The sequence below is a fragment of the Asticcacaulis machinosus genome (assembly GCF_028550435.1).
Classification (GTDB): domain Bacteria; phylum Pseudomonadota; class Alphaproteobacteria; order Caulobacterales; family Caulobacteraceae; genus Asticcacaulis; species Asticcacaulis machinosus.
Window position 1 is genome coordinate 733651 of the sequence record NZ_JAQQKV010000002.1, and the last position, 18196, is coordinate 751846.

An 18196-nucleotide genomic window follows, 5' to 3' on the forward strand; every position below is an offset into this window, starting at 1 on the left:
TAAAAAGGGCGTAATAGGCCCGCCGTTCAAACGAGGGTATTTACGTAGTGCGTGTGTGCGTAACGTAGTTTCCGCCCTCAGGAGAGTACACCATATGATCGGGGATACCCCAAAAGACGACGCAACCTCCTCCGCGTCGCCAACACCCGGAGCCACTTCGGGCGAAACCGCTCCTCACACCACTATATCTAAGGATGCTGCGGCCTCGAATAAAGAGGCGGCTGCAAAAACAGATTGCGGTGATGGCGCCCGTGCGGACGAATCCGTACCGCCTGGCCACAATGGTGGTCATGGTAATAGCGGGCACGGGGCTAAATCCGCCGGATTTCTGGCGCTGGCGATCGGCTCGGTAGGTGTTGTGTTTGGCGATATCGGCACGTCGCCGCTTTATGCCTTCAAAGAAGCGCTTCATGCCGCAGCTCACGATGGCGTGACGCGCTCTGAGATTTTAGGCGTGGTGTCACTGGCCCTGTGGGCGCTGATCCTTGTCGTGACCGTCAAGTACGTCTTTTTCATCATGCGCGCCGACAACAAGGGCGAAGGCGGGGTGTTGTCGCTGATGGCGCTGGCCATGCAGGCGATCGGTAAGCGCACGACGCTGGTGTTTGTGCTGGGGGTCATAGGGGCGGCGCTGTTTTATGGCGATGCCGTCATTACGCCGGCCATTTCGGTGTTGTCGGCGGTCGAGGGCCTACGCACCATTCCGGGCCTTGAAAACGCCATCAGCACCCAGATGGTGATGATAATCGCCATTGTCATGCTGCTGGGGCTGTTTTTTATCCAGAGCCACGGCACAGAAAAGGTTGGTCGCTTCTTTGGCCCGATCTGTGTGTTGTGGTTTGCGGTTATGGCGGCGCTCGGTATAAGCCAGCTAATGACTCACCCCGATATCCTGATGGCGATCAGCCCGCACTATGCCGCCAAGTTTCTGGCCGAGCACGGGGTCGCCGGTTTTATCGTTCTGGGGGCTGTATTCCTGACCGTGACGGGGGCCGAGGCCCTGACCGCCGATATGGGCCATTTCGGGCGCTGGCCCATTCAGGCGGCGTGGCTATTCTTTGTACTGCCGTGTCTGGCGGTTAATTATCTGGGGCAAGGCGCTCTGGCCCTGACCATGCTCGACTTGTCGATTGAAAGCGGCGCGCCGTTTCAGGAGTTGAACTGGTTCTTTGAAATGGCGCCTCTGGCCTTGCGTCTGCCGCTGGTACTGCTGGCCGGTGCCGCGACCTTTATTGCCTCTCAGGCCGTAATCACCGGCGCGTTTTCCCTGACGCAACAGGCGATCCAGCTTGGCCTTCTGCCGCGTCTGGATGTCCTGCGCACTTCGGAGACCCAATCCGGTCAGATTTACGTGCCGCAGATCAATTCTATGCTGCTGATCGGGGTGTTGGTGGTCATGCTGAGCTTCCAGACCTCCTCGGCGCTCGCCCATGCCTATGGTCTGGCGGTAACCGGCACGATGGTGGTGACTACGGCTATGGCCGGGATCGTCATGCGCCAGTTGTGGAAGTGGCGTTGGGCGCAGGTTCTGGCCTTCCTCATCCCGTTCATGATTCTTGATCTGGTGTTTCTCACGGCCAATATGCTGCGCTTTTTCACCGGCGGCTGGCTACCGATCCTGATTGCGACGGCGCTGTTCATCCTGATGGCGACCTGGATGCGCGGCACGCAGATCCTGACCGAAAAGACCCGCCGCGACAGTGTGGGCCTGAACGATCTGGTCGACATGATGCAAGCCCGCCCACCGCATCGCGCGTCCGGAACAGCCATATTTTTAACCTCAGATCCTGATGTGGCGCCGGTGGCGCTTATGCACAACCTCAAGCACAATAAGGTTTTGCATGAAAAAAACGTCATCCTGACCGTTAAGACCGCCAACACCCCGCGCGTGGCTCCCGAAGACCGGGTGACGATTGAAATTATCAATGCCGATTTCAAAAAAGTGGTGATTTCCTACGGCTTTATGGAAAGCCCCAACCTGCCCAAAGCGCTTGGGCTGTGCCGCAAACAGGGGCTGAAGTTCGATATCATGTCGACCTCGTTCTTCCTGGGGCGGCGCTCGGTGGTGCCGTCGGCCAATTCCGGCATGCCGCTGTGGCAGGACAAGCTCTATATCTTCCTGATGAAGAACGCCGCCAACCCGACCGAATATTTCCATATTCCGCCGGGACGGGTGGTGGAGCTGGGCACACAAGTAACGGTTTAATGAAAGCGCCTCTGATTTGTGTCAGGGGCGCTTTTTTATGTACTTCACAGTATCATTTGGTAGGCTGCTATCCAGAACTTGGGCGGGGGCTGCGATGATTTTCAAACGTATGGGTTTAGTGCTGGCACTGATCGGCGTGGCTTTTGAGACGCAAAGCGCCTCATTGAATTTAAGCCCGATCACGACTGAGGACAGTTGTGAATGTGACTGTTTTGTGGGTTTATCTCGCGCATCAGACAAAGCGGGCAAAGAGGGCTTCAAACCTGTCCTTGTCGAGTTCACCAGCAAAGCGACACTGCGCCTCAATGGTAAGGTGATAAAATTACACCGAACAGAAACCAAGACCGCTGCGGGTTGGTATATCTATGAGGATATAAGAATAAAAACCCGGCTTGAGCCTATGATGCGCACCACCGGCAAGAATAAGTACGGGCAAGAGCTTTATTCAGGAAAGATCCGGGTTACGCAAAATGCACTAAGCGTGATTGTCGATGTGACCGGCATGGATTATTGCGTCAGTGATGATGATCTTTAAGCGGATGCGCCCGCATTAATCCTTGCATCACGCCCCCTCTGGCCTTAAACGCGCGGACATAGTTTGTCCCCTCTTGTTTAAGGCGGTTTTGCCCCATGACCTCGGCCCCTAAACCCTCTGTGAAAAAAGTCGTCCTTGCCTATTCCGGCGGCCTGGACACCTCGATCATCCTGAAGTGGCTGCAAACCGAATACGGCGCGGAGGTCGTGACCTTCACTGCCGATCTGGGGCAGGGCGAGGAGCTGGAGCCGGCGCGCAAAAAGGCTGAACTGCTCGGCATCAAGCCGGAAAACATCTATATCGAAGACCTGCGTGAAGAGTTTGTGCGCGATTATGTCTTCCCGATGTTCCGCGCCAATACGGTCTATGAAGGCCAGTACCTGCTCGGCACCTCGATCGCCCGTCCGCTGATCGCCAAGAAGCAGATCGAAATCGCCCGCAAAGTTGGCGCCGATGCCGTTTGTCATGGCGCGACCGGCAAGGGCAATGATCAGGTCCGGTTCGAGCTGGGTTATTACGGCCTTGAGCCCGATATCAATGTGATCGCGCCGTGGCGGGAGTGGGAGTTTGCCTCGCGTGAATCCCTGCTGGCCTTTGCCGAAGCTCACCAGATTCCGATCGCCAAGGATAAGCGCGGCGATGCGCCGTTCTCGGTCGATGCCAATCTGCTGCACTCCTCAAGTGAGGGCAAGGTTCTGGAAGATCCGGCGGTTGAAGCGCCTGAGTTTGTCTATCAGCGTACCATTTCGCCGGAAGCCGCCCCTGACACCCCGACCGTCTTCACCATCGACTTTGAGCGCGGTGATGCGGTCGCCATTGATGGCGTGGCCCTGTCGCCAGCGGCTTTGCTGACCAAGCTTAATCAACTGGGCCATGACAATGGCGTCGGTCGTCTCGATCTGGTGGAAAACCGCTTTGTGGGCATGAAGTCGCGCGGTGTATATGAAACCCCCGGCGGCACGATCCTGCTGGCGGCGCACCGCGGTATCGAATCCATCACGCTCGATCGCGGCGCCATGCACCTGAAAGACGAGCTGATGCCGAAATATGCCAGCATCATCTATAACGGCTTTTGGTTCTCGCCGGAGCGCGAAATGCTGCAAGCCGCGATTGACTACTCTCAGGCCAAGGTCACCGGTCGCGTGACGGTCAAGCTCTACAAGGGCAATGTCACCATCACCGGCCGTGAAAGCCCATATTCGTTGTACGATCAGGATCTGGTCACGTTTGAAGAAGGTAAGGTTGCCTATGATCACCGCGATGCGGCGGGCTTTATCAAGCTCAATGCGCTGCGCCTGCGGGTGGCGGCCAAGCGCGATCAGCGGGGATAAGTTCCGGGGTCTGGGGCTTGTGGCCCCAGCCTTTATCCTTCAATAGAAAAGCCCGGCCATAAGGTCGGGCTTTTCTATTGAATAGTAACTGCGGGGTCTCAGACCCCGCGCCCCATAACGTAGCACCTGCATGACCCTGCCCGTCGATCCGTCCAAGTTTTCTGCCTTTTTGGTCGCCATGTTCGTCATGGCGATTGCACCCGGCCCTGCCAATCTGTTTGCCATAGCGACCGGTCGTTCAGGCAAGCCGTCCCATGTCTTTTCAGCGGTGGCAGGACTAAACGTCGCCACCCTGATCTGGTTTATCGCCGCCGCTTTTGGGCTGCACCTCTTGATACTGGCCGTACCGCTGGTGTTTCAGCTTATTGCGGTGTTGGGTGCGCTCTATCTCGGCTGGATCGGGTTTAATGCTTTCAAAGGCGGGCTGAACCTTGCCGGTGAAGCGGTGGCCCTACCCACGGAGGTGGCGACCGATAGTCTGTGGGCCACGTTTAAGCGTGGTTTCGGGGTGCAGATACTCAATCCGAAAGTCACTCTGTTTTTCAGCGCAGTCCTGCCGCCGTTTGTCGATATCAACCGGCCTATGCCCGCCCAGATGAGCGTTTTTGCCGCCACCACCATTGGTATGGATATGATTTCCATGACCGCCTATGGATTAGGCGCCGTTGGCTTGGCAAAAGTGCTCAATGATCCGCACAACAAACAGAAGTTCGATCTGCTGGTCGGTGTGCTGCTGATGGGGATTGCTGTCATGATCTTTTACCATGCCGCCCACGAACTACTGATGATGCAGCCTTTATAAGTGACCTATTAAAGCCACATTGACGTATAAGCTGTTGGGGGCAATAGTGTATCCGCAAAACAGCGGGGGAGTCTGGATCATGAAACCGATGCGTAAAACCTTAATCGCCTTTGTTGGCATCGCGGCATTATCTCTGGCGGCCTGTGCGACGCCGACGCCCTACCAGCCGGCCGATCCGAAATCGTCAGCCAGCTTTGCGCGCGGCTATCAGGAACAAAAGATCGAGAGCAACCGTTACCGCCTGAGTTTCTCCGGCAATACCTCGACCCCGCGTGAAACGGTTGAGGACTATATGCTGTATCGTGCCGCCGAACTGACCATTGAAAACGGTTATGACTGGTTTACGCTTGCCCACCGCAATACCGAAGAGAACAAGACCTATCGCACGACCGTTACCCGCGATCCGTTTTACAGCCCGTTCTATGGGTCTCTGTCGTGGCGTTACTATCAGCGCAACCGCTGGAGCCGGTGGGGTTTTGGGTATAGCGCCTTTGACGATGTCGACACCCAGGAATTCCGTCGATATGAGGCCAATGCCGAAGTCATTTTTGGTAAGGGCCCTAAACCTGCAAATGATGCTATGGCCTTTGACGCGCGTGAGGTGAAGCAAAACCTTGAACCGCGTATTGTGCGGCCAGTGGCGAAATAAATGTAAGGGATTCGCAGGGGACTTGTCCCCTGCACCCCGATACTCAAAACTAATGACGGGTTCGCTCTAAGTTTAGGGTGCAGGGCCGCGCTCAAGCAGCGTAGCGGTAGTGCCAAAAACTGACCCTGCTCAAAAATCCGTAACTATACCCTTGCGCTCCCAGTCACCGTAGCGGGTGGGTTCTAAGCCTGCGGGACCGCCGTCTTCGATCGCTTTGAGGCGGACTTGTTCGGCGGCGTCAGATTGTGCGCGGCGCTCGGCGGCCTCGGCCAGCGCGCGCTGGGCTTGCGGCGTTAAAACCTTGACGGGAATGGGTTCCGATGTTTCGGAAGCGGTAACGGGTTTATCGCTGGCCATAGGGCGTGATCCTCTTGAAATCGTGGGGACGCATCGCAATATCTAAACCTGAACCCTAATTCTCACAAGGAGATACCACCCGATGAACCCGTTAAAGACCTTTATGCTTTTGGCAGGGATGACCGCCGTGTTCGGCGTGATCGGCCTGACCTTGGCGGGGCCTACGGGGATGTTGATTGCGCTCGGTCTGGCGCTGGCGCTCAACATTTTCGCCTACTGGAACTCGGACAAGATGGTGCTTAAGGCCTACCGCGCCGAAGAGGTCGGGCCGAACGCGTCGTCATCGCTGGTGCGTAACTATTACGACGATATTGTCGAATTGGCTAAGCGGGCCAACCTGCCGATGCCCAAGGTTTACATTATCCAGAACGATCAGCCCAATGCCTTTGCGACGGGCCGTAATCCTGAAAATGCGGCGGTAGCGGCCACGACCGGTCTGCTCCAAATTCTGGATCGTGATGAAATCCGTGGGGTGATGGCGCACGAACTGGCTCACGTTAAAAACCGCGATACCCTGATCATGACGGTCACGGCGACCCTGGCTGGGGCCATTTCGTCGATTGCTAATTTTGCCATGTTCTTCGGCGGGGGTGATGACGAAGACCGGCCCAATATCGTGGTCGTACTGTTGATGTCCATTCTGGCGCCAATTGCGGCCATGATCGTGCAGATGGCCATTTCGCGTTCGCGTGAATACGAAGCCGATCGCGTCGGTGCTGAAATCTGCGGCGACCCGGAAAGCCTGGCGCGGGCTCTGAAAAAGATCGAAGCCTATGCCCGCGGCATCGTCAATCATCAGGCTGAGCACAATCCGGCGTCGGCGCACATGTTCATCATAAATCCGCTGTCGGGGCAGCGTATGGACAATCTGTTTTCGACCCACCCCAATACCGATAACCGGGTCAAGGCGCTGTTTGAGCTGGCCGGTCGCATGGGGGCCAGCCGTAAGCCGCAGGCCTATACCAGCGTGCCTACGGTTTAATTGCCGCCTAAAGGTTGATGTAGAGCCGTCCTTTCCTGTAAAGGACGGCTCTTACTATGCGCGACTAATCAGGTATTCCAAGGATCTTAAATGTCAAAACCGCGTTCTGCCTCGAAATCGGGTGGCAAACCCAATCCCCGCATTCCGGATGATGCCGAAACGCTGGACAATGATATCGGTTTGCGGGCGCGGATTGCCGCCCTTGACCTGATCGCGGCCGCACAAACCAAACGCAACGGGTTTGATGAGGCCGGATCGTCAGCAGAATTTATGGCCTTGAGCGAGTCTGAGCGCGCCTTTGCCCGTGCGCTGGCGCTACTGGTATTGCGCCGTTTGGGTCAGCTTGATTTTATCATCGCCAAGAAAACCCAGAAAATGCCGCCCGATGCGCCGAAGGCTTTGCTGCGTATCGGCATGGCGCAGATTTTCTTCATGCAGGTGCCGGATTTTGCGGCTGTGTCGACGACCGTCAAACTGGCCGAGCGCAATAACAATACCCGCCCGTTCAAGGGCCTGATCAACGCGATCCTGCGCGGCCTGATCCGTGAAGGCGGCCTGAAAGATGTTAACCCGCAGCGGCTGGTACCCGACTGGCTGTGGCAACGCTGGAAGGCGACTTACGGCGAAGAATCCGCCGGAGGGATTGCAAACGTCCTGACCGAAGAGCCGGCGACCGACCTGACGTTCCGCGATGTGGACGCAATGAAGGCCCACACGGAGGCGCTGGAAGGCGAAGCCATCGGCGGGCTGACCCTGCGCTCAAACCTGCGCGGCGATGTGCGCACCTGGTCGGGTTATGAGGACGGCGTGTGGTGGGTGCAGGACGCGGCGGCGGCCATTCCTGTGGCCATATTGGGTGACCTGACCGGCAAAACGGCTATCGACATCTGCGCGGCACCGGGCGGCAAGACTCTGCAACTGCTGGCCAAGGGTGCCGAGGTTGTGGCGCTGGATCGCTCCAAAAACCGTCTGAAGCGCGTTGAGGAAAATCTGACCCGCCTGAATTTCAGCGCTGAAACCCACTGCGTGGACGCCGAAAGCTTTGACGATGATCGGCAGTTCGATGTGGTGCTGCTGGATGCGCCCTGTTCGGCGACGGGTACATTCCGCCGTCAACCGGACGTTTTGTGGGCGGCTAAGCCCTCAGAAGTCTCAAAACTGGCCGATGTCCAGCACCGGATGCTGGATGCGGTGGCCACGCGCGTAAAACCGGGCGGCAGTCTGGTCTTTTCGACCTGCTCGCTGGAGCGCGAAGAGGGCGAGACCCAAATTCTGGCCTTCCTGCGCCGTCACAAAGACTTTACTACCGCCGCCGTTGATCCGGCTTTCGCGAACGCTGAACTGGGGTTAGATGCCCGCGATGTGACGGCTGAGGGCTGGCTGCGGCTGCTGCCCCACCATCGCAAGGGTGGGCAGGACGGATTCTTTGTCGCGCATCTGAAAAGAGTGTGATGATATCCTTGCTATTAGTCTTTCATTTACCATCTGCCGCCCACTGTCTTTAACCTGATACCACCTGAGCCCGTCATGACCACACCCCTCATTTGCCCATCGATCCTTGCCTCCGATTTTTCCAAACTCGGTGAAGAAGTGCGCGCTATTACCGAAGCGGGCGCGGACTGGGTGCATATCGATGTCATGGACGGCCATTTCGTGCCTAACATCACCATCGGGCCGGATGTGGTTAAGGCGCTGCGCCCCCACTCGCATCTGCCGTTCGATGTGCACCTGATGATCGCGCCCGTCGATCCGTACCTTGAGGCGTTTCGCGCGGCGGGTGCCGATATCATGAGCGTCCACCCGGAATCCGGCGCGCACCTGCACCGCACCCTGCGCCAGATCCGAACCCTGGGGGCCAAGGCCGGGGTCGTGCTTAATCCGGCCACGCCAATTGAAGGTTTGGAATGGATCATGGATGACCTTGATCTTATCCTCGTCATGAGTGTCAATCCGGGCTTTGGCGGCCAGAGTTTTATCGATGATCAACTGCGCAAGATTGAGGCGATCCGCGCCAAGCTTGATCGCGTCGGCCATCCGGCGATCCTGCAGGTCGATGGCGGCGTCAACGATAAGAATTACCATAAATGTATCGCCGCTGGCGCCACCGCTATGGTCGCGGGCACGGCGGTGTTTAAGGGCGGCCCGTCGATGTATGCCTCTAATATCAAGACCCTGAAAGGCCTTTAAGCCGCCTATGCTCACCTACGAGTCGTCCAGCCCTGTAAGCCAGCAATCCGGTGCCCGCGTGCCGTGGCTGGCTGTGGTCAAGGCTTTTGCCTTAAAGCAGATCGGGGCCGAAGTGTTTGGTATGCCCGGCTATCGCTTTACCTTGGGCGGGGCGGCTGTGGACGGGTTTCAGGCTGCGCCCCATGAGGTGAGACCTGCGTCCGCTCAGATTGGGAAGGCTATTCTATCCGGGCGTTATGCCTTTGCCGGGGCGCGCATGAGCGTGCAGGGGTCCGGCGATCCGTGGAATCGGCCCAGCCCCAACCGTGGTTTTGCGCTGGAGCTGCACCGCTTTTCATGGCTGATGCACCTGATGACGCAGGGCGATGCCGGGGCGAAAGAGGGGCTAAGGCTCTATATGCTGTGGCATAAGACTTTTCGCACCTGGACGCCGTTTGTGTGGGGACAGGAAATTCTGGCGCGTCGCCTGATTAATGTCAGCGTGTTTGCGCGTAAAATTGCCTCGTTTGCCAGTGAGGAAGAGGCGGGCGTTATGGCCCAGTCTCTAGTGCAGCAGGCGCGCCATCTGCTGCGGCTGCCGCGCAATCTGTCATGGTTTGCGCAAAAGGCGGTGGCGCTGGTACTGGTCGGCTGCGTGCTGGGCGGCAAGGCCGGTGATAATCTGCGCAAGACCGGCTTGAGATTACTACCGAAGGCGCTGAAGCGCACCGTCCTGCCGGATGGGTGCCATGCGTCGCGCAATCCGGAGCAGGGTCTGAACCTGCTCTATGATCTGCTGCTGCTTGAGGATGCCCTGTCGCAACGGGGTCTGCCCCTGCCGGAGTACCTTGCCGATTATATCGAAAAACTGACGCGGGCCGTGCGCACCCTGACCCACCCGGACGGATCGCTGTGCGCGTTTCAGGGCTCGGAATCCTTACCCGCCGAGCAGGTGACACCGGCTCTGGTGCATGAAGATAACCGCCCCAATGCACAGGCGCGGGTCGCCACATTCCTTGAGCATGGCCGTTATCACCGGCTGAATGGGCGATCCTTGCTGGTGTTTGCCGATGCCGGGGAGCCTAAATCGGGGCTGCTGGGTTACGGGGCCTGCGATCATCCACTGACCTTTGAAGTGTCGGGCGGATTTGATAAGCTGATTATCGGGCCGGGCTGGTCCCCGCCGCAGTCTGAGCGGCAGGAATTTCGGGTCGCGGGTGCGGCCAATACCGTCACGATCGGCGAAAGTGCCATTCTCAATCCGGTTAGTGGCAAGTTTGCGGAATTGCTGGGCTTTACGCTGGAGGGGTTACGTTACCGTGTGCGCAGCCGCCGGGTAGAATCCGATGAATCTGGTGCCCTGCTTGAGATGGAGCACGAAGGCTGGCGGCCAAAATATGGCCTGAAACATGAGCGGCGGCTGTTTGTTGATCCGCATAAGGACGAACTGCGTGGCGAAGACCGCCTGGTGCCGGTGGAGGCCAAGCCTGACCTACCGATGGCCGCCCCGTTCACGATCCGCTTCCTGCTGCACCCGGATGTGCAGGTATCTTTGTCGCGTGATCGCAAGAGTGTCCTGTTGCGGGGTCTGAGTGGTCGCGGCTGGACGCTGCGCCATGATGCCAAAGAGGTCACGATTGAGCACGGCAACCTGTTTGAAAAAGGCCAGTTGCGCAAAACCTCGACAGTGGCTCTACGTGGGGTCTGTCGCCTCGACGGGCCGACGAGAATCCGCTGGAAACTGGCCCCTGCCGATTAAAGCGTTGCAACCCTTTAGACCCCCCCTCTTGCCAAGAACTTGGGAGGGGGAGCTGACTTAAACGCTGGCGTTTAGTCAGAGGGGGTAATTGCGGGCCGGGGTTTAACCCCCTCCTGACCTTTAAGCTCTGGCTTAAAAGTCAGGCTCCCCCTACATCAGGGGGAGTTCTTATTTGTCATCCTCGTGTTTGTATTGTAAACCGCGCGCAATTCCTCCCCCACATATGGATGCCCCATGCCTGCCGCGCCTGATTTTCCCCCTGCCCCCGATTTCGCCAAACCCGTCCGCGCCCTGATTTCCCTGTCGGATAAAACCGGACTGGTTGACGCCGCGCAGGCCCTGCACGCGGCGGGCGTTGAGATCATCTCGACTGGCGGGACGCGCGCTGCGATCGCTGCCGCCGGTGTGCCGGTCAAGGATGTGGCGGAGCTTACGCAGTTTCCGGAAATGATGGATGGCCGCGTCAAGACCCTGCACCCGAAAGTTCACGGCGGCTTGCTGGCCTATCGTGATGCGCCGGAACACGCTAAGGCCTTGGCTGATCATGATATTGCCCCGATCGATATTGTCTGGATCGATCTCTATCCGTTTGAAGCGACCATTGCCGCAGGTGGCGCGTTTGAGGCGGCGATTGAAAACATCGACATCGGTGGCCCGGCCATGATCCGCTCATCGGCCAAGAACCACGGCTATGTCGCGGTGTGCGTCGATAAGGCCGGTGTCGATCAGGTGCTGGCGGCGGTTGCCGAGAGCGGCGGCACGACCTTGGCGCTTCGCAAATCTCTGGCGGCCAAGGCCTTTGCCCGCACCGCCGCTTACGATAGTGCGGTGTCGACCTGGTTTGCCGCGCAACTAAACGATGTGGCCCCTGAGCGCCTGACCATCGGGGCGTCGCGCCTGCAAACCATGCGTTACGGCGAAAACCCGCATCAGACAGCCGCGTTTTATAAGACCGGTGAGAACCGTCCGGGTGTGGCGACGGCGAAGCAGCTTCAGGGCAAGGAACTGAGCTACAACAATGTTGCCGATACTGATGCGGCGATCGAACTGGTGTCGGAATTTGATCCGACGGCACACGCTGCCTGCGTCATCGTCAAGCACGCCAATCCGTGCGGCGTGGCGGTGGGTGATGACCTGATCAGCGCCTATCAGCGCGCGCTGGAGTGCGATCCGGTCTCGGCCTTTGGCGGGATTGTGGCCCTCAACCGTCGCCTGGATCGCAAGACCGCCGAAAAAATCGTTGAGGTCTTTACCGAAGTCGTCGTGGCTCCCGAAGTCGATGACGATGTGATCGAAGTGTTTGCCGCCAAAAAGAACCTGCGCCTGCTGGTGACGGGCTCGCTACCGGATCCTTTGGCCGGTGGCAATGTCTTCCGCTCGGTCGCCGGTGGCCTGTTGATCCAGTCACGTGATACGGCCCGCATTACGCCGGCTGATCTGAAGATTGTCACTAAGCGCCAGCCGACACCGACCGAAATTCAGGACATGCTGTTTGCCTTCACCGTGGCCAAGCACGTCAAGTCAAATGCCGTAGTCTTTGCCAAGGATGGCCGCACGGCGGGGATTGGTGCGGGTCAGATGAACCGCCGCGATTCCACCCGCATCGCCAGCTTGCGCGCCAAGGAAGCCGCCGAAGGGTTGGGGCTTACGGATTCGCTGGCCAAGGGTTCGGCCTGTGCGTCGGAAGCCTTCTTCCCGTTCCCGGACGGTCTGCTTGAGGCGGCCGCCGCAGGGGCTACGGCTGTTATTCAGCCGGGTGGGTCGATCAAGGACGCCGATGTTATCGCCGCGGCTGATGAGGCGGGCCTGACAATGGCCTTTACCGGCATTCGCGTCTTTAGACACTAGTCGGGCGGTGGCTTGATTAGAAAGAAGGGCGGGATTAATTCCCGCCCTTTTTCGTTTTACGGAGCTTTGATTTCACCGGAGAATTTGCCCTTAAAGGTCATAGCCTCCAGCGGTTGACGACCGGACGGCGCTTCACGCGCCTGCAAGCCTTCGGGCAGGGTTGACGGATCGCCCTGATAGCCGACCGCCACGCCCATGATCAGCTTCAGATTATCGGGCAGGTTCAGGGCCGTGGTCGCCTTATCAAACTCAACCCCGCCCATACCGTGGGTGATCAGGCCCATGCTGTGGGCTTGAAACGCCAGCGACATCCACGCCGCACCGGCATCGAAGGCGTGGGTGGCGACCGGGCGTTCACCATCAAACGTGGTCACGGCAGCGGTGAAGACCAAAGCGGCGGCAGATTTCGCCCAGCCCTGATTGAACGGCACCAACAGCTCAACCATCTGATCAAATTCAGCCGTGCCTTTGATGCCGTAGATAAACCGCCACGGTTGCAGGTTTGACGCCGACGGGGCCCAGCGCGCGGCTTCCAGCAGGGTCAGAATATCAGAGTCAGTCACGGCCTTGTCCGAAAACGCGCGCGGCGACCAGCGCTCGATAAACATGGGCAGAATCGGGTGTTCAGAGGTTCTGGGTGTGGTCATTGGAAGGCTCATAAGATTGACAGAGGCGTTGTTACCGGCAGTATGGTCTGGATACGGGCCAAATCGCAACTGATAAAGTAACGGTTTGGGTCATTCATCTGTGGGGGACGTATTGGATACCGTAAGCGCACGCTACCATAAGCTGGAGCCGCATATAGAGGTTTTTGGCCCCAAGGATGATCTGCCCCGTCCGGCGATCATCCTGTTTCATGGTTGCGGCGGATTGCGGCCCCATATTCATCTCTATGCCGAAACGGCGGTGCTGGCCGGTGTGCGGGCGTTTGTGGTCGATTCTTTTGCCCCGCGGGGGTGGGGGAGATTGTTTGCGACCAGCATGGTCTGTTCGGGTGCGGTTTTTCAGGGTGATGAGCGGGCGGGCGATGTGCTGGCGTCATTGTGGGGTGTATCCCGTCGCACGGATGTTATCACCGATAAGGTCATGCTGGCTGGCTGGAGCCACGGTGGTTGGTCGATCATGGACCTGATGACCCATAAACTGACCCGCAAGGGTGAGGTGGGGCTTAGCGATCCTGATCCGGCGATTTTGAAATCTGTGGCGGGCTTGTTTCTGGTCTATAGCTATCTGTCGTTTCCGGCGCGCAGTGTCAGCCGCAATTGGCATTATAAACCTGAAACCCTGGCGGTTATTGCCGATAAGGATCATCTGTCGGCGGTGAAGGCTGCTCAAAAAATCTATAAACGCCTGAAAGATGGCGGGGTGCCGCTGGAAACGCTGACACTCAAAGCGACCCATGCCTTTGAGGAAGAAAGCTTCGGCAATTCGATCATGAAATATGATCAGAAGGCGACGGAGGCGTCGCTACAGGCCATGATGGAATTTATCGACCGGGTGTTTGAATTGGCGGAAGAAAAGGCGTGACGCAAAGGTTTGATATCGGCGGGCATTGGGCAAAGCTGATGCCGCATATGACGGTCTATGGCTCGGACGATGATAAACCGCGTCCGGCGGTGTTGCTGTTTCATGGCTCTGGCGGGGTGCGCGCGCATCTGCATGACTATGCTAAAGCGGCGGTGGATGCCGGTTGGCGGGCGTTTGTGGTCGATTCCTACGGCCACCGCGGCTGGAAGCGCTGGTTCTCATTTATATTCATCAGTACACTGATTTTATTTCATGGCCATGAACGGACCGTCGATGTGCGGGCCTCCCTGTGGGGGGTGAAACAGCGCGGCGATGTTGATCAGAACCGGATCGTGCTGGCTGGATGGAGCCACGGGAGTTGGACGATCATGGATCTGATGACCTTGGAGCCGGAAGACAGCGATCTGTTGCACGGCGTTGCGGGGTTGTTTCTGGTCTATCCCTATATTGGGCCAAAATCGCGCACGCCAACACATGGCTGGCGGTGGTGGCCAAAGACGATGCTGGTCATCTCGGATCAGGATCATATTACGGCCAAAGACTTTACCCAGTCGGTGTTTGCTGACCTGAAGGCGCAGGGCTTGCCACTGGAGATCAGAAATTTCGACGCCACCCATGCCTATGATGAGCCGGGCTTTGCCATCGACTGGCCGCCGAACCAGCCGATGCGCCATCACCCGCAGGCGACCAAAGACACCATCGCGGCCTTTGTGGATTTCCTGAGAAAGATTTAGTGTGCGGCCGGAGCGGCAGGTGTCATTGACACTGGCATATCGATGGTGACCTCACCGGCTTTTTCAAACACGAGGGTGACTTTCTGAGTGGCCCCATCAGCAGGGCGTGTGGTCAGGTCAAACAGCATGATATGATTGCCGCCGGGGGCCAGAACCAGTTTTTCACCGGCCTTTATTTCAAACCCCTCGGGGACGGCGGACATGGACATCTGACCATCGGCCATCGACATGGTGTGCAGTTCGGTACGCGCCGCGCACGTGCATGACGCCGAGACTAACCGGTCATCGGTTTTGCCGGTATTTTCTACCGTGACATAGGCGCCGGTGTTTGGGTTTTGGCCCAGCGGGGTGCGCATGCCGTAAGCGGATAATTTGAGTGCAGCATGGGTTTTAACGCCGTCGATATCGGTACTTTTGGTGACGGTGGTTGCGCGGGTTTCAGACGGTTTTTGCCCTTCACAGGCGGTCAGAGCCAGTGTAGCCATCGTCAGAATTACGAAACGCTTCATCTACATCCCTTTCTAAATCCGCATTCAAGTATTTAGCCCGAAGGGCCGAAACTTTAATGCGAGACTCGTTATCCCCACAAACCGATGATTTTCTTGGTCTCAGCCACCACTGGTGCAGCGACTTCATTGGCCTTATCGGCACCGGCGCGGAGCACGCGGTCGATTTCGGCCGGATCGTTCAATAGGCTGCGCAGACGCTCAGAGATGGGCGACATCTTGTCCACCACCACCTCAGCCAAGGCCGGTTTGAACGCGCCAAAGCCCTTACCGCCAAAGTCGGCCAAAACATCCGTCACCGACACACCGGCCAGGGCGGCATAGATACCGACCAGATTTTTAGCTTCCGCCCTGCCTTCGAGGCCCGCCTCTTCGGACGGCAGGGCATCGGCATCGGACTTGGCCTTTTTGATCTTGGAGGCGATGGTGTCGGCATCGTCGGTCAGGTTGATGCGCGAATTATCGGAAGGATCGGATTTCGACATCTTGGCCGTGCCATCCCTCAGCGACATGATGCGCGCGCCCGGCCCCTGATAGAGGGTTTCAGGCAATGGGAAGTAATCGACCTTGTAGTCGTGATTGAACTTTTTGGCGACGTCGCGGGTCAACTCAAGGTGCTGGCGCTGGTCTTCGCCGACCGGAACGTGGGTGGCTTTGTACAACAGGATATCGGCGGCCTGCAGCACCGGATAGGTATAGAGCCCGATCGAGGCGCGCTCTTTGTCCTTACCGGCCTTATCCTTGAACTGGGTCATGCGGTCGAGCCAGCCAAGGCGCGCCACACAGTTAAACAACCAGCCCAGTTCAACATGGCCCGGTACCGCTGATTGCGGGAAGATGACAGACTTGGCCGGATCAACGCCTGCGGCCAGATAACAGGCGGCGATTTCTCGGGTTTGCGACAAAAGCTGTGCCGGGTCCTGCCAGACGGTGATGGCGTGCAAATCGGCGATCATGTAGTAACGCTCGGCATCCAAAGCCTGCATGTCGGCGAACTTCTTGAGCGCGCCCAGATAGTTGCCGAGGTGGAGCGAACCGGACGCCTGAATGCCGGACAGAATGCGTTGCGTAGCCATGAGATTACTTTTGTCGTTTCACTATGCGTTTGAGATCGGCCGGGCGGACCGCGCCGGTAATGAGCAGCAACAGGCCATAAACCAAAACGCCGGCGAAACAAACGCCTAAAATGGCGATTTCCTTAGCCGCGATCTGGGGCAGAGGCGATTCAATGACCGCGCGGAAATAGCTGGCAGCGGCGCAGAAGGCGGCCATGCCAAGGCCGGCGAGGCCGATTTTGAACAGAGATGCCTGCGCCCTTAAGGTCGGTGACCATGTGTTGCGGCGCATAAGCGTTACGACCATCAGAAACACATTGACCCAGGCCGAGACTGAGGTGGCGATCACGAGGCCTTCGACCCCCACAACCGGAAACAGGCCAAAGCACAGGGCGATATTGATGGCGACCGAGGCAAAGGCAAACTTCATGGGGCCGCGTGTGTCCTTACGTGCAAAAAAGGCCGGGGTAAGCACCCGCGTCAGCACAAAGGCCGGCACGCCCCAGCCGTAATGGAACAATAGCTTACCGGTCATGACTGCATCGTGAGTAGTGAACTCACCGCGGGTAAACAGGCCGTCGATCAGGAAAAACGGCATCCCCATCAGGGCGGCGGTGGCGGGCAGGGTCAGGGCCATGGAAAAGACGACGGCTTCGTCCATAGCGCTTTGGGCGCGGTCATGATCGGCGGCCTGAACCGCGCGGGACAAGGTTGGCAGCAGGGCCACGCCGATAGCCACGCCGACCAGACCAAGCGGCAACTGATAAAGCCGGTCGGCATAGTTCATCCACGCCCGCGCCCCATCGACATTGGCCGAAAACCATTGCGACACAAAGATATTGATCTGGGTGGCCGCCGCCGCCAGTGCGCCCGGTATGGCAAGCATTATCAGGGCTTTGATTTCGGGGTTCAGCGTCGGCACAGCAAAGCCGATCTTCGCACCTGTGCGGCGGCAACCCCAGACCAGCAGGGCGGCCTGAGCCACGCCGGAAGCGGCGGCGGCCCAGCACAGGGCGACGGCGGCGTCCTGCGGGTTATGGCGGAACGGTATGACCGCAACCAGCATAAACAGGTTCATGATGGTCGGCACGACCGCCGACAGGATAAACCGGCCACGGGCATTCAGCACGCCTGACAGCAGAGCCACGATCACCATGCACGGCAGATAGGGCATGGTGATCTGAGTCAGCAAGACGGCCCAGTTGAACTTTTCCGGGTTGTCCATGTAGGGCGAGGAATAGACCTGCATCACCCACGGCATGGCAAGCTGGATCACAAGGGTGAGGGCAATGGTAAAGGCGGTCACGGTCGCCAGAGCGTCGCGCGCCAGTTTATCGGCGGCGTCCTTACCGTCCTTTTCCAAAACCTGCGAATAGGCGGGTACAAAGGCGGCGGTAAAGGCCCCTTCGGCAAAGATGCGACGGAACAGGTTGGGGAAGCTGATGGCCGTATAATAGGCATCGGCCATGATATTGCCCGAGGCTCCAAGGGCGGCCGAGACCACCAGATCCCGCGCCAGTCCCATAAACCGGCTAATCAGGGTAAAGCCTGAAAAAATCATCGACGACTTGACAAGGCCCGTCGATTTTGGGGCCGGAACTTCTGGCTGAGACAAGGCAATGCGTCCATAAATTGAGGCTTCAGCCAAATCATAAAAGCCCGACCCCTGCAAGTTTGATCGCACTGCGGATTGAAATCGCTTGGCAAAAACGAAATGCAGGTCTATAGAAGGGTCAACA

Annotated in this window: 17 protein-coding genes; 12 read left to right on the top strand and 5 right to left on the bottom strand. The window is 58.1% G+C overall.

What is annotated here, in order from left to right:
• Window positions 1-94 precede the first annotated feature (94 nt).
• The 5 genes from PQU98_RS11785 to PQU98_RS11805 all read left to right on the top strand — a co-directional run bounded on the left by PQU98_RS11785 (window position 95) and on the right by PQU98_RS11805 (window position 5523).
• Window positions 95-2206 carry a potassium transporter Kup gene (locus PQU98_RS11785; protein WP_272745137.1) on the top strand — a complete coding sequence of 704 codons (2112 nt, stop codon included), beginning with the start codon at window positions 95-97 and terminating at the stop codon, window positions 2204-2206.
• 94 nt (window positions 2207-2300) lie between these two features.
• The gene (locus PQU98_RS11790; RefSeq protein WP_272745138.1) at window positions 2301-2741 is read left to right on the top strand and encodes a hypothetical protein; all 441 of its coding nucleotides are present in this window, start codon (window positions 2301-2303) and stop codon (window positions 2739-2741) included.
• 95 nt (window positions 2742-2836) lie between these two features.
• Window positions 2837-4072, top strand: coding sequence for an argininosuccinate synthase (locus PQU98_RS11795; RefSeq protein ID WP_272745139.1), 1236 nt, complete (start codon window positions 2837-2839; stop codon window positions 4070-4072).
• Between the two features lie 130 nt (window positions 4073-4202).
• Window positions 4203-4874 (top strand): LysE family translocator, encoded by a 672-nt coding sequence (locus PQU98_RS11800; protein WP_272745140.1) that lies wholly within the window; start codon window positions 4203-4205, stop codon window positions 4872-4874.
• A gap of 79 nt (window positions 4875-4953) precedes the next feature.
• On the top strand, window positions 4954-5523 hold the full coding sequence (locus PQU98_RS11805) for a CC0125/CC1285 family lipoprotein (RefSeq protein ID WP_272745141.1): 570 nt from the start codon (window positions 4954-4956) through the stop codon (window positions 5521-5523).
• Window positions 5524-5652: 129 nt separating this feature from the next.
• Here the strand turns inward: PQU98_RS11805 and PQU98_RS11810 are convergent, their stop codons facing one another.
• Window positions 5653-5880: a DUF1674 domain-containing protein gene (locus tag PQU98_RS11810; RefSeq protein ID WP_272745142.1), complete on the bottom strand. Its 228-nt coding sequence runs from the start codon at window positions 5878-5880 to the stop codon at window positions 5653-5655.
• Window positions 5881-5962: 82 nt separating this feature from the next.
• Between PQU98_RS11810 and htpX the strand changes: the two genes are divergently transcribed.
• From htpX to purH, 5 genes are all read left to right on the top strand, one after another.
• Complete coding sequence (gene htpX, locus PQU98_RS11815) at window positions 5963-6862, top strand: zinc metalloprotease HtpX (protein WP_272745143.1); 900 nt, start codon at window positions 5963-5965, stop codon at window positions 6860-6862.
• Window positions 6863-6952: 90 nt separating this feature from the next.
• The gene (locus PQU98_RS11820) at window positions 6953-8314 is read left to right on the top strand and encodes an RsmB/NOP family class I SAM-dependent RNA methyltransferase (RefSeq protein ID WP_272745144.1); all 1362 of its coding nucleotides are present in this window, start codon (window positions 6953-6955) and stop codon (window positions 8312-8314) included.
• 75 nt (window positions 8315-8389) lie between these two features.
• A complete protein-coding gene (gene rpe, locus PQU98_RS11825; protein WP_272745145.1) occupies window positions 8390-9049 on the top strand; it encodes a ribulose-phosphate 3-epimerase in 660 nt (219 codons plus the stop codon).
• 7 nt (window positions 9050-9056) lie between these two features.
• Entirely contained in the window at window positions 9057-10787 is a 1731-nt protein-coding gene (locus PQU98_RS11830; RefSeq protein WP_272745146.1) for a heparinase II/III family protein, read from the top strand.
• A 234-nt stretch (window positions 10788-11021) separates the two neighbouring features.
• Entirely contained in the window at window positions 11022-12635 is a 1614-nt protein-coding gene (gene purH / locus PQU98_RS11835) for a bifunctional phosphoribosylaminoimidazolecarboxamide formyltransferase/IMP cyclohydrolase (RefSeq protein WP_272745147.1), read from the top strand.
• A gap of 56 nt (window positions 12636-12691) precedes the next feature.
• Here the strand turns inward: purH and PQU98_RS11840 are convergent, their stop codons facing one another.
• Entirely contained in the window at window positions 12692-13282 is a 591-nt protein-coding gene (locus PQU98_RS11840; protein WP_272745148.1) for a nitroreductase family protein, read from the bottom strand.
• Window positions 13283-13394: 112 nt separating this feature from the next.
• Here PQU98_RS11840 and PQU98_RS11845 point away from each other — a divergent pair, with 112 nt between their 5' ends.
• Window positions 13395-14162 (top strand): dienelactone hydrolase family protein, encoded by a 768-nt coding sequence (locus tag PQU98_RS11845; protein WP_272745149.1) that lies wholly within the window; start codon window positions 13395-13397, stop codon window positions 14160-14162.
• Complete coding sequence (locus tag PQU98_RS11850; protein WP_272745150.1) at window positions 14159-14896, top strand: dienelactone hydrolase family protein; 738 nt, start codon at window positions 14159-14161, stop codon at window positions 14894-14896. Before PQU98_RS11845 ends, PQU98_RS11850 begins: the two co-directional genes overlap by 4 nt.
• On the opposite strand, the gene PQU98_RS11855 is transcribed toward PQU98_RS11850, so the two are convergent.
• The 3 genes from PQU98_RS11855 to murJ all read right to left on the bottom strand — a co-directional run bounded on the left by PQU98_RS11855 (window position 14893) and on the right by murJ (window position 18072).
• Window positions 14893-15405 carry a copper chaperone PCu(A)C gene (locus tag PQU98_RS11855; protein WP_272745151.1) on the bottom strand — a complete coding sequence of 171 codons (513 nt, stop codon included), beginning with the start codon at window positions 15403-15405 and terminating at the stop codon, window positions 14893-14895. The genes PQU98_RS11850 and PQU98_RS11855 overlap by 4 nt on opposite strands.
• Window positions 15406-15473: 68 nt before the next feature.
• Complete coding sequence (gene trpS, locus PQU98_RS11860) at window positions 15474-16478, bottom strand: tryptophan--tRNA ligase (protein WP_272745152.1); 1005 nt, start codon at window positions 16476-16478, stop codon at window positions 15474-15476.
• Between the two features lie 4 nt (window positions 16479-16482).
• A complete protein-coding gene (murJ, locus tag PQU98_RS11865; RefSeq protein WP_303649560.1) occupies window positions 16483-18072 on the bottom strand; it encodes a murein biosynthesis integral membrane protein MurJ in 1590 nt (529 codons plus the stop codon).
• Window positions 18073-18196 lie beyond the last annotated feature (124 nt).